Here is a 12,142-nt window from a genome sequence, read left to right on the forward strand (position 1 = left end):
CCAATTTGGCTGCGTTTTCGCCTTGCAGGCCTTGGAAGGTGAGAAGCAGGATTTGGCGTGGCCGGCAATGGACCGCGCCGCCGCCAGATGCTATCCCGCGCCTCACCATGAGCGAACTCTCCGTGACCATATTGCGCGAAACGCCAAAGGACGCGCAGGCGATCGAGCGCCTGCTCGAACGCACCTTCGGCCCCGGCCGCTTCGTGCTGAGTGCCTACCGGCTGCGCGAGCACGTCGATCATCTGCTCGATCTGTCGTTCACGGCGCGGATCGGCACACTGATGGTCGGCTCGGTGCGCCAGTTGCCGGTTTGCATCGGCGATACCCCCGCCCTGATGCTCGGGCCGCTGACGGTCGAGCCGCCGTTTCGCAGCCGCGGCGTCGGGCGCATGCTGCTCGATCGCGCCCTTGCGGATGCCAGGGCAAGGGGCCATCGCCTCGTTATTCTGGTCGGCGACGAGCCCTATTACAGCCGTGTCGGTTTCAAGACCGTTCCGAAGGGGCGGATGACCATGCCCGGCCCGGTCGATTACAGCCGCCTCCTGGTCGCCGAACTCGTCGATGGGGCCTTCGATGGCGTCTCCGGTGCCATTCGCCCGGACTGGAGCAAGGCGCGCTGACCTCGCCCTGCTCCAGCGGGGATTCTAGAACTTCAGGTTCGCAAAGGCGCGTACGCCGATGCCTGGCAGCAGAACCTCGTCCTTGTTGTACGAGACCGAGTTGCGGATGTTCTCGTTCAGCAGATTGTTGCCGACCAATCCAACCGTCATCTCGCGGGCTCCGAACCAGGACGCATCGAGCTTGGTCCTGTAGCTGATCTCCGCCTTCAGCAGATTGTAGCCGGGCGTCGGCGTTTCGGCGATCACGGCGACATCATTCTGAGCGAACGCGTGCAGCAGATTGACCCGCATCAGCCAGTTGGCGTCGCGATAGAACAGGCCGCCGCCGAGCCGCTGCGGTGGAATCCGCGGTACGTTGGTCCCGTCCTCGAAGGTCGCGCGGACAATATCGTATTGTCCCTCGATCCCGAACAGGCCGTTCCAGACCGGCAGCACGTCGTATTGAAACTGGAATTCGCCGCCGCGGAAGGTGGCGTCGCGCTGGGAGTAGATCGCCTGGTTGAGCTCGAGGCCCGGGGGGGCCTGGCACACGCCGTCTTCGCACGTGTTGCCGGTCAGCCGCCGAAAGATGAAGCCGTTGAACTTGGTGTAATAGCCGGTGATTTCAAATCGCAACGGGCCGGTTGCCCGTCGCAATCCGACTTCGACCGATTTCGCGGTCTCGATACCCAGATTGGGATTGCCGATATCGAAAGTAGCCGTCGCATCGTGAGCGCCGCGCGAAAACAGCTCGGCGGGCTTGGGTGCGCGCTCGACATATTGGCCGGTGATGCTCGCAACCAGATTCCATGGAAGGTTCTGGATCAGGCCGATACTCCCGCTCTTCGGCGCGAAGTTGAGGTTGCGCGACGTGGCGGGGCCAATGGCACCGGGATCGACGTTGAGGTCGAACTCATCGGGAATGAAGGCCGGCGTCGTTCCAGTCAGGTTGGCATGCTCGATACGCCCGGCAATCTGCGCCTTTGTCGTATCGCTGAATTTCAGTTCGTTGAAGATGTATCCGGCGACCTTGGTGTTTTTGTTGGGATCCCACAAGCCGTTCACTGGACTGCCGATATCATCCGGGCTCGGGGCTGTGAGCTCCTGATGCGACGCCTGGATGCCGACAGCCGTGGTGAGGGCGGCGAAGCGGACGTTGAACGGTGCCAGCTGCACCTCGACGCGGCCTTCCTGCTCCTTGTTGGTGAAGGTCTGGCGCACGCCCAGCGTCGACAGGTCTGCAGGGTCGGCGAGCCCGATCTCGTTGTGTTTATAGTCGGTGGCGCCCGCCCAGAAACGGACCGCATCGATTGCCGCCGCGTCCGGCCGGTATTCGCCCTTGGCCGTGAATTTGGTTTGACGCGCGTCGATCCGGGTCTGGTGATCGGCGCCGTCGATGCCGGGTATGTGATAGAGCGTGTCGTTCTGCGTGACGGCCGCGCCGATGAAGCCGCCATGGAAGAAATACGAACCGCCGATCGATGCGCCGGTGGCCTGCGCCGCGGAATTCGGCTGCCGTCCGTCGACCGGCCGGGTCTGGTCGAACAGATAGGGATAGCTCGGAATGCTGTAATCGCCCGACTTGCGTCCGTAGGCGTCGGCATGAATGGCAACATTGCCGCCGCCGGCGTCGAGCAGAATGCCGCCTTCGACGCCGCGATCGACCGAATTGACCGCGGTGCGGGTCTCGACGTTCACGCATCCCGGCGATGCTGCGTTGGCGAGCGGCGCCTTCACCGGAAGCCCATAGGTCTGAAACGGGGGGGCCGCGCAGGCGGGCAAAGCGTCCGGAATGCGGTTGTTGGTGGCGCTGACAACGCCACCGATCGCCGTGGACCCGTATCGCAGGGTTGCCGGACCGCGGATGACCTCGATCTGGTTGGTCGAAAGCGGATCGATCGGAACGAAGTGATCTTCGCCGAGGTCCGAGGCGCCGTTGCTGCCGATGCCGTTCTCGACGATGCCGACGCGATTGACGTCGAGACCCCTGATGATCGGCCGGCTTGATGCTCCGGGTGCAAAGCTTGAGCCGGTGATCCCTGGCTTGGAGAACAAGAGATCGCCAAGCGTGCCGCCGCCTTGCCGCCGGATTTCCTCGTTCGGCATGACGGTGACGGTCGCGAACTGATCGGTCACGACCGGAAGCACGCCCTGTTGAGGCGCCGCGGCGACGGGGGCCGGTTGCGGCTCGTTATCGCGTTCGCGACTGCGGCCGGGCATGCCGCGGGCGACGCGCGCCGGCTTTCGCGCCGGGGTCACGTTTCGCCGCACGATCGGGCTTGGCGCCGTCACGGTGATTTCCGGCAGTTGTGTCGAGGCGGATGGCGCGGCCGTGTCCTGGGCCATCGCGCCGTTGCCGACCGCACACAGAAATAGCCAGCTTGCGCCACCGATGTGGAACGCTCGTCTTTTGGTGAATGTCATTTGTCCCGATCCTGATTCCGTCAAGCGACGGACGATTCGATTATCCCTTGGCGGATCGGCCACGTGTCACGCGGCGATCCCCTTCGGGCGCATCAGTCAATCGATGTCAGGAGGCGGGAGGGGCGCGGGACTGGAAGGCTGAATGGACCGAGCTCAGATGCGCGAATTCGGCGTCGGTCGTCAGGTACAGAAGCTCGATGGCCTGCGGCAGCAGCAACAGCGGCGGTGCCGAGAATAGAACGTTGTTGGCCAGCGAAATGACGGCGCAGATCGCACAGGCCTCAGCCGGATGGTCGGTATCGTGATTGGACGGTGGCTGCGTCTGGGCGGCTTGGCCTGCCGCATCTGGTACCGCAGGGATCTGCGCATGATCGAGGTCAACCTGCGTCAGGCTGGTCGCGATCGCAGGCGCCGCCGCTGCCGGGTGGAAATGTCCGCACGACAGCGCAAACTGGATCGCGAGCGCGAACAGCGCCAGCCGCGAGCCGTGTTTGACGTTATTCCGGAACCACTTCACGACGACTGACGCCTTGTCCCCCGGAGCGGCCAAGGTGTCTCGGCCGTCCGATGTAATAATATAACATCAGCGGTGGTCCGCGGGGTCAACCGCGCTCGGTCCGGGTGTCGGCGCAATTCAAGGCGGGTGTGTGATTCACGCAACGGTATGCGGGTCGAGCTGATCATCGTCGATTTGAGCGCACCTAGCGTCCCTCAAATTTTCCTGGTTGACAGCCCAGCCGGGTTCAGATTGTTATGTTATAACATTACATATTTGCGGATCATCCCATGCCTCGCCGTCCTCGTTTGGGATTCCGTGAACTGAACAGGCTCTTTGACCTCGATGCAAAAACTCCCCGTCACTGTCTTGTCCGGCTTCCTCGGGGCTGGAAAGACAACTTTGCTGAACCACGTGCTGAACAACCGTCGCGGCCTGAAAGTGGCGGTGATTGTGAACGACATGAGCGAGGTCAACATCGACGCCGACCTCGTACGCGATGGCGGTGCGAACCTGTCGCGGACGGATGAAAAGCTGGTCGAAATGACCAACGGGTGCATTTGCTGCACGCTGCGCGACGATCTCTTGAAGGAAATTCGTGGGCTCGCGGAGAGCGGACGGTTCGATTACCTCCTGATCGAATCGACCGGCATTTCCGAACCGCTTCCGGTTGCGGCGACGTTCGATTTCCGCACCGAGGAGGGCGACAGTCTTTCCGACGTGGCAATACTCGACACCATGGTGACGGTGGTCGATGCGGTAAACCTGCTGCGGGACTATTCCTCGACCGACTTCATCCGGGATCGCGGCGAGTCGCTCGGTGCTGACGACAAGCGGACGATGGTGGATCTGCTGGTTGAGCAGATCGAATTCGCTGACGTGGTGGTGCTCAACAAAATCGGCGATGCTTCCAAAGAACAGTTGGAGGCCGCTCGCAAAATCATCCGCGCGCTGAACCCCACAGCCGACATCGTGGAGACCTGTTTTGCCAATGCGCCCTTCGAGCGCATTCTCAACACCGGGCGTTTCGATTTCGAGCGGGCGCAACAACATCCGCTCTGGTTCAAGGAGCTATATGGCTTTGCCAACCATACGCCGGAGACCGAACAATACGGCGTCGGCAGCTTCGTCTATCGTGCGCGTCGACCGTTCGCGCCGGAGAAGTTTCATCAATTCCTCAGGGAAAGCTGGACCGGAGTCATCCGGGCAAAGGGCCATTTCTGGATCGCCACGCGTCCGCAATGGCTGGGTGAATTGAGTCAGGCCGGTGCGATCGTGCGAACCGAAGGCTTGGGCTTTTGGTGGGCCAACGTGCCGGCTGACCGCTGGCCGGACGATCCGTTCTGGCGGCAGTCGCTCAAGAAGAACTGGAACGAACTGTACGGCGATCGCCGGCAGGAGATCGTGTTCATCGGCACGGCCATGGACCAGGACGCCATCACGGCGCGCCTCGACGCATGTCTTGTTCCGGGAAAGTCCGGCATGCACATCGAGGAATGGGCTAGTCTGCCCGATCCGTTCCCCAGATGGCGGCGCGCCGATGAGGCCGCTTAGCCATTCGGCGCGTTGCTTCTAGCGCCCCTCGCGGACCCACGTCGCTGCAAACGCGCCGAGCAGCAGCAGCAGGCCGATCAGGCCGGCGAACATCGGCAGCACGCCGACGCCCTTGACGACGCTGGCGTCGCGCATCTTCACGCCCATCCAGCCGTCGCCGCGGAAGATGCTGGTGGAGCGCACCGGCACGATGCGGGGCAGGTCGATGCTTGACCCGTCGACCACGCGGCGCGCGTCGCCGCCGGTCGCTTGCGCCAGCGGCTTGAGCATTTCGATCGTCGACGTGACTTCGGAAAATTCCCTCGGGTTGGTCGGCCCGACATTGATCAGCGCCTTCAGCGTGCCGTCGGTCGCCTGCCACAGGCCGAGTTCGTTTGCCGGCAGGGTCGAACGCCAGGTGCCGGGATCGCTCGCGCTCAACGTCAGTTCGCGCGTGGCGCCGCTCGGCGAGGTCACCGTTACCGGTGCGACGTTGTCGGCCATGGTCTGCCGCAACACCACGAGGTCCTTGCCCTGGATCTGCAGGCGCAGGGCCTCTTCATCGAGGTCGGGTTGCTTCATCAGCCAATGCGACATCCGCCGCAACAGGTCGAGATGCGGACCGCCGCCTTCATAGCCGCGCGCCCATAGCCAGATATGGTCAGACAGCAGCAGCGCGACGCGGCCCTCGCCGAAGCGCGACAGCAGCAGCAGCGGCTTGCCGTCGGCGCCGGTCATGACCGGGGGCGTGATGGCGTTGCGCGTCTCCACGGTGCGGAAGAACCGGCTCCAGCGCGGCGGTTCGTTGGTGGAGCCTTCGAGGCCGCGCGTGACCGGATGACGTTTACCGATGTCGCTCAGACGTGCATAAAACGGCTTCTCGGAGACGCCGACGGGTTCGGCCGGCAGCACCGAATCCAAAGGGGTGCGCCAGATGCTGCTGGTCGAGGCGTAGTCCGGCCCTGCGGACACCAGCACCGCGCCGCCGGCACGCACGTACCGCGCCATATTCTCGAAATAGGGAATCGGCAGCACGCCCTGGCGGGCGTAGCGGTCGAAGATGATCAGCTGGAACTCGTTGATCTTCTGCTGGAACAGTTCGCGCGTCGGAAACGCGATCAGCGACAACTCGTTGATCGGCGTGCCGTCCTGCTTCTCCGGCGGCCGCAGAATGGTGAAATGCACGAGGTCGATGCTGGCGTCCGACTTCAACAGATTGCGCCAGGTGCGTTCGCCGGAATGTGGCTCGCCCGACACCAGCAGCACCCGCAATTTGTCGCGCACACCTTCGATCGCGACCACGGCGCGGTTGTTGACCAGCGTGAGTTCGTTCTCGAGCGGCGAAGCCTCGATCTCGACGATGTTGGAACCGGCATGCTTGATGTCGATATCGACATTGGCGGTTTGGCCGCTCTGCAAGGTGCGTTCGTTGATCACCTCGCCGTCGCGGCGCACGACGATCCTGGCGCGCTGGCCGGTGACGCCCTGGTCGTCCAGCCGGTAGGTGATGGTCTGGGGCTGGCCGACGATGCCGAATCTTGGCGCGGCCGAAATCGCGACGCGGCGGTCGCGCTCGTCCTTGCGGCCGGTGACCAGCGCATGCACCGGCGCCTGGAAGCCCAATGCCGCGGCGTTGGCGGGAATGTCATGGACGCGGCCGTCGGTGATCAGGAAGGCGCCGGCGACGCGGTCGACGGGAACATCCGAAAGCGCCGACGACAACGCGCCGAACAGCTTGGTGCCGTCGGTTTCGCCATCGGCCTGTCCGGCATCGACGACACGCACTTCCAGTCCCTTGACCTTCTTGAGGCTGTCGACCAAGGCCTCCTGCGCCTTCGCCGTCTCCTCATTGCGGGTGCCGAAATTCTGGCTCGGGCTCTTGTCGATGACCACGGCGGCGACCGACGACAACGGCTCGCGGTCTTCGCGCGTGAAAGAAGGGTTGGCGAGCGCGAGCAAGATCAGCGCCAGCGCGATGACGCGCACGGCGGCGCCCCGCGCGCGGCCGATCAGCAGCAGCACCGAGATCGCGACGATCGCGGCCAGCGCGATCCACAGCACGAGGGTGGGAACGAGGGGGGTGAACGCGATACCGTACTGCATGCCGTTATTGCCCCAGCCGTTCGATGAGGGCAGGCGCGTGCACCTGGTCGGCCTTGTAGTTGCCGGTCAGCGTGTACATCACGATGTTGACGCCGGCGCGGAAGGCGAATTCGCGCTGGCGCGGCTCGCTCGGTGTCAGCGGCAGCATCGGCTGGCCGTCGGGCCGGATCGCCCAGGCCCCCGCAAGATCGTTCGAGGTGATGATGATCGGCGAGACGCCGTCGCCGCCGCGCGCGGGCCGTGATGCGGCTTCGTCGTCATCCTCGCGCGGCAGGGTTTCGACCCAGGTCTGACCCGAGTTGAACCGGCCTGGAAAATCCCGCAGCAGATAAAACGTCTTGGTCAGCACGTGCTCGCGCGGCACCGGCTCGAGCTCGGGCACATCAAGCGAGGAGAGAATCTCGCGCAAGGTGCGCATGCCCGCTGTCTGCGACGCGCCGTTTTCTCCCGGCGGCGCCTCGATGGCGTCGCGGGTGTCGAATACGACCGTGCCGCCCTGCTTCATATAGGCGTCGATGCGGTTGATGGCGTCCTGCGGCGGTTTCGGCGCGCCCGGTACCACCGGCCAGTAGATCAGCGGGAAGAACGCCAGCTCGTCGCGCGCAGGATCGATGCCGACGGGGTCGCCGGCTTCCAGCGCGGTGCGCTGGGCGAGAAACAGCGTCAGTCCCGATAGGCCCGACTTGACGATCGAGTCGACGTCGGCATTGCCGGTGACGACATAAGCGAGGCGCGTCTGCGAGACCGACTTGATCGCAAAATCGTCATTGTCCGCGGCGCGGAGCGGGTCGGGCGCGATCGATGTCGCGGCCAGGATCATCGCCAGCAGCAATGCTGCGGGTGCGGCACGCCGCCGCCACAGCGCGGCAAGGCCCGCGCCGAGCACGGCGACCACGATCGCATCGACCAGGAACAGCGCCAGCGATGACGACAACAGGATGCCTCTGAGATCGCGCGGTTCGGCGTTGGTGTAACTGGCGCGGCGGGCGCGCAGCGACGTCGTGTCGAGTGCTGCGATACGGTCGGCGGAGGCCAGCGTGTTGACCGCGATCGGACCTTCGGCCGCGCCATAGAAACCCGGCGGATGATCTGCGGTGGCGCGGTCGCGATAATCGGCCGGCATCGGCTTGGCGGTGGAGGGCGGCGGGCCGAATGCGCCAAACCCATCGAGCGTGCGCAGCGGCGCCACGGTCTCGACATTGGTCGCTTCGCTGGCGACGCCCGCGCCCGGCTTTTGCGTGTAGCCGGACGTGTCGACCAGCCGCCGCAGCATCTCGACGAAGCTGCCGGACATCGGCAGGTCGGACCAGCGCGAGTCGGCGCCGACATGGAACAGGCTGAGGATGCCCTTGCCGCGATGTTCGCCGGTTACCAGCGGCGTGCCGTCTTCCAGCGAGGCCCAGCTCTTGGTTGCCAGCACGGCATCTGGTTCAGCCAGAACCTGGCGGTTGACGGTGACGTCCTTCGGTACCTGCAAGCCCGCGAACGGACCGTCGGCGGCGAACGAGGCCATATGCTGCGGCTTTTCCCAGGTCAGGCTGCCGCCGAGGCTGCGGCCGCCGCGGCGCAGTTTGACCGGCACCAGATCGTCATCGGCCTGAGCGAGACGAGGACCTGCGAAACGCACCAGCACGCCGCCCTGGTCGATCCAGGCGTTGAGGCGTTCGCGGATTTCCGGCGACAGCGTGCCGACATCGGCCAGCACGATCATCGGGAGTCGTTGATCAAGGAACTGTCCAATCACCTGCTGCGGCGCGCCGCGGTCGCCGAGCCGCACGTCGGCGAACGGCGACAGCGCGCGGGTGAGATAGAAGGTCGAGGCGAGCAACGGCTGCGCGGTGTCGCTGGTGGCGCCGGTGACGACGCCGATTGCGCGCCGCCGCCATCGCTTGTCGAGCAACTGCACGGCGCCGGCGGATCGCTCGCCGGCAATTTCCAGCCGCGCGATGTCGTTGCGCAACTCGACCGGCAGCTCGAACGCGGCTTCGGCTTCGCGGTCCTGCGGGCCGAACGCGTAACGGGCTTCGCCGATCGGCGAACCCTTGGCGTCGATCGCACGCACCACGCCGGCGGCAATGCCGCTGTTGGTGCGCAATACTTTCACCGTCATCTTCGCCGCGGCGTTTTCGGCGGCGACCAGCGCCAGGGCCGGGGATGCGCCGCCCTCGTAAATCGTCAGCGTGCGGTCGCCGACCGTCTTGGCCAGCGCTTCCAAAAATTCCGCGCCGCGTCCGGTGTCGACGCCGTCGGACAGCCAGGCGATCTCGGCATCGCCGGTGGTCTTGAGGAAGCGATCGAGCGGTGTGAGCGTTTCGACGCGCTCGATCGAATAGGGTTTTGGGACGAGCTGTCGCAGCGCGACGCGGGCCGTGCCGCCCGGCATCAGCGTGACATCGCGCGCCGGCTCGGACAGTGGCACCAGCGCGACGCCGCGGCGGTCGTTGTCGGCATTGGCGATCAACTCGTCGGCGGCCTTGATCCTCGTTTCCCAGCTCGAGGCTGCGCTCCAGCCGTCATCGAGCAGGATCACTAGCGGCGCCTTGCTGCCGCCGGCGGCGGTCTGTGGATTCCAGATCGGACCTGCGGCGGCGAGGATCACCAGGGCCGCTGCCGTCAGGCGCAACAGCGTCAGCCACCACGGTGTCCGCGACGGGGTTTCTTCCTTGGGCTTGATGTCGAACAGCAGCCGTGTCGGTGGAAACTCGATCCGTCTCGGACGCGGCGGCATCACGCGCAGCAGCCACCACAGCACTGGAAGAGACAGCAGACCCAGCAGCAGCAGCGGTTGAGCAAAGGAGAGGGGCAGGCCCGCGATCATGCGCTTCGCCCCGCTTTGACGGTCAAGGAACGCGCCGCGCCCTTAGCTACCATCATGCCCGAGTGCAGGAACAACAATAGTTCGGCCGCGGAGCGGCTGGTGGTATGGGTTGAAAACAGCCAGTCGAGCTTGTTGGTTTCGCCCCGGATCTCGTCGCGATGCAGCGCCACGCGCGCGACATAGTCGCTGGCCCAGCTTTCGGCGCGGCCGGCGGTGATGACGCCGCCGCCTTCCGGTTCGACGAATTCGACGCGGCCGGCATAGGGAAAGGTCTCTTCGGCGGGATCGACGATCTGGATCAGCGTGCCATGCGCGCCGGAGGCCGACAGGCCTGCGAGCATGGTGCGTATTTCGCTCATCGGCGACCAGAAATCCGACAGCACCACGATCTCGGCCAGCGCCGACGGGATGAACGACGGCGGCAGGCTGGCGCGCGCGGCATCGTCATGCAGCATCGCCTGCGCCATCTTGTCGATGACGCTGCGGCTGGCGGTCGGGTTCATCAGGCCGGGGATGCCAACGCGTTCGCCGCCCGCGACCAATAGTTCGGCCAGCGCGAAGGTCACGATCAGGCCGCGCTCCAGCTTGCTGTCGCGCGCCTGCTTCGAGGCAAAGGCCATCGACGGCGAGCGGTCGGGCCACACCCATACGGTATGCGCGGCCTCCCATTCCTGCTCGCGGACATAGAGATGATCGTCGCGCGCCGAGCGGCGCCAGTCGACGTTCTGCGACGGTTCGCCCGAGACGAAGCGGCGGTATTGCCAGAAACTTTCGCCGGAACCGGCGCGGCGGCGGCCGTGCAGACCGTGAATGACGTTGGCGGCGATGCGGCGGGCTTCAAGCACGAGACGCGGCAGCGATGCGGCGAGCGTACGGCTTTCGCCATCGGCACGTCGGATTGCTGTGATCTCCCCGTTGGCGTGCTTGGTCTCTGCGGCCATCAACCGATCCGCGTCTTCAATTGTCTGATTACGTCAGGAATGGTGCGGCCTTCCGCGCGTGCCGCGAAGGTCAGCGCCATGCGGTGCTTGAGCACGGGTTCGGCAAGGTCGAGCACGTCGTCGATCGAAGGCGCAAGACGGCCGTCGAGCAGCGCGCGGGCGCGGACCGCCAGCATCAGCGACTGGCTGGCGCGCGGACCGGGGCCCCAGGCGATTAGCTTCTCGCTCTCGCCATCCGGATTGGGACGCGCGGCGCGCACCAGCGAAAGAATGGCCTCGACCACGCTGTCGCCGACCGGCAGGCGGCGCACCAGCCGCTGGGCGGTGATCAGGATTTCCGCGTTCATGGAGGCCTTGGCGAGCGTCTCATCCGCGCCTGTTGTCTCGAACAGGATGCGGCGCTCGGCGTCGCGGTCGGGATAGTCGACGTCGATTTCCATCAGGAAGCGGTCGAGCTGGGCTTCCGGCAGCGGATAGGTGCCTTCCTGTTCCAGCGGGTTCTGGGTCGCGAGCACATGGAACGGCTTGGGCAGATCGTGCCGCGCGCCTGCAACGGTGATGTGCTGTTCCTGCATGGCTTGCAGCAGGGCCGACTGGGTGCGCGGGCTGGCACGGTTGATTTCGTCGGCCATCAGAAGCTGCGCGAATACCGGGCCCGAGATGAAGCGGAACGAGCGTTTGCCGGAGTTGCTCTCGTCCAGCACTTCGGCGCCGAGAATGTCAGACGGCATCAGGTCGGGCGTGAACTGGATGCGCTTGGCATCGAGACCGAGGGTGATGCCGAGGGTTTCGACCAGCTTGGTCTTGGCGAGGCCGGGAACGCCGATCAGGAGCGCATGTCCGCCGGACAGGATCGTCACCAGGGTGTTTTCGATTACCCGCTCCTGGCCGAAAATGACGGTGGAGATGGCTTCTTTCGCGGCCTTGATCTGGCCGGCGACCTGTTCGGCCGAACGGACGATTCCGTCCTCGAGCTTTTCGACACCATCTGCGCCAGGCATATCTATCTCCTTCATCGCTTCATGACCCCGCCGAATGCGTCGTCATGCCACGAACCTCATGCTAAACCTGCGCAAAGGTCATGTATTCGCTGAATTAAACTATCCCCACATTATCGGTATATGGGGGTATGAACGGCATCACGATATGGCGAGAATATTGTTCCCGCTCACGTCTCTCGGACGTGCACCAATCGTGCCAGATTGAGCCGCAGAAGCTTTAAGGCAAA

Annotated in this window: 8 protein-coding genes; 2 read left to right on the forward strand and 6 right to left on the reverse strand. The window is 64.8% G+C overall.

The window, feature by feature from the left end; all coding sequences use genetic code 11:
- Positions 1-107 precede the first annotated feature (107 nt).
- A complete protein-coding gene (locus JQ609_RS15205; RefSeq protein ID WP_212273999.1) occupies positions 108-620 on the forward strand; it encodes a GNAT family N-acetyltransferase in 513 nt (170 codons plus the stop codon).
- Positions 621-644: 24 nt separating this feature from the next.
- Here the strand turns inward: JQ609_RS15205 and JQ609_RS15210 are convergent, their stop codons facing one another.
- Positions 645-3,023 carry a TonB-dependent receptor gene (locus tag JQ609_RS15210; RefSeq protein WP_212274000.1) on the reverse strand — a complete coding sequence of 793 codons (2,379 nt, stop codon included), beginning with the start codon at positions 3,021-3,023 and terminating at the stop codon, positions 645-647.
- A 106-nt stretch (positions 3,024-3,129) separates the two neighbouring features.
- Positions 3,130-3,540 carry a DUF2946 family protein gene (locus tag JQ609_RS15215; RefSeq protein ID WP_212274088.1) on the reverse strand — a complete coding sequence of 137 codons (411 nt, stop codon included), beginning with the start codon at positions 3,538-3,540 and terminating at the stop codon, positions 3,130-3,132.
- A gap of 324 nt (positions 3,541-3,864) precedes the next feature.
- On the opposite strand from JQ609_RS15215, the gene zigA reads away from it, so the two are divergent.
- Complete coding sequence (gene zigA / locus JQ609_RS15220) at positions 3,865-5,073, forward strand: zinc metallochaperone GTPase ZigA (RefSeq protein WP_212274001.1); 1,209 nt, start codon at positions 3,865-3,867, stop codon at positions 5,071-5,073.
- Positions 5,074-5,091: 18 nt separating this feature from the next.
- Here zigA and JQ609_RS15225 read toward each other — a convergent pair whose 3' ends face one another.
- From JQ609_RS15225 to JQ609_RS15240, 4 genes are read right to left on the reverse strand one after another with little or no spacing between them, the layout of a single operon-like run.
- Positions 5,092-7,155, reverse strand: a complete 2,064-nt coding sequence (locus tag JQ609_RS15225) for a hypothetical protein (RefSeq protein WP_212274002.1) — start codon at positions 7,153-7,155, stop codon at positions 5,092-5,094.
- A 4-nt stretch (positions 7,156-7,159) separates the two neighbouring features.
- Positions 7,160-9,970 (reverse strand): DUF4159 domain-containing protein, encoded by a 2,811-nt coding sequence (locus JQ609_RS15230; protein WP_212274089.1) that lies wholly within the window; start codon positions 9,968-9,970, stop codon positions 7,160-7,162.
- A complete protein-coding gene (locus JQ609_RS15235) occupies positions 9,970-10,914 on the reverse strand; it encodes a DUF58 domain-containing protein (RefSeq protein WP_212274003.1) in 945 nt (314 codons plus the stop codon). The genes JQ609_RS15230 and JQ609_RS15235 overlap by 1 nt, the downstream gene beginning before the upstream one ends.
- The gene (locus JQ609_RS15240) at positions 10,914-11,915 is read right to left on the reverse strand and encodes a MoxR family ATPase (RefSeq protein ID WP_212209252.1); all 1,002 of its coding nucleotides are present in this window, start codon (positions 11,913-11,915) and stop codon (positions 10,914-10,916) included. The genes JQ609_RS15235 and JQ609_RS15240 overlap by 1 nt, the downstream gene beginning before the upstream one ends.
- Positions 11,916-12,142 lie beyond the last annotated feature (227 nt).

The organism is Bradyrhizobium sp. AUGA SZCCT0169, from assembly GCF_018130085.1.
Classification (GTDB): Bacteria; Pseudomonadota; Alphaproteobacteria; order Rhizobiales; family Xanthobacteraceae; genus Bradyrhizobium.

Bases quoted from the DNA above. Each gene is read 5' to 3' on its own strand.
- JQ609_RS15205 (WP_212273999.1), top strand. From the start codon at position 108: ATGAGCGAACTCTCCGTGACCATATTGCGCGAAACGCCAAAGGACGCG.
- JQ609_RS15210 (WP_212274000.1), bottom strand. From the start codon at position 3,023: ATGACATTCACCAAAAGACGAGCGTTCCACATCGGTGGCGCAAGCTGG.
- zigA (WP_212274001.1), top strand. From the start codon at position 3,865: ATGCAAAAACTCCCCGTCACTGTCTTGTCCGGCTTCCTCGGGGCTGGA.
- JQ609_RS15225 (WP_212274002.1), bottom strand. From the start codon at position 7,155: ATGCAGTACGGTATCGCGTTCACCCCCCTCGTTCCCACCCTCGTGCTG.
- JQ609_RS15235 (WP_212274003.1), bottom strand. From the start codon at position 10,914: ATGGCCGCAGAGACCAAGCACGCCAACGGGGAGATCACAGCAATCCGA.
- JQ609_RS15240 (WP_212209252.1), bottom strand. From the start codon at position 11,915: ATGCCTGGCGCAGATGGTGTCGAAAAGCTCGAGGACGGAATCGTCCGT.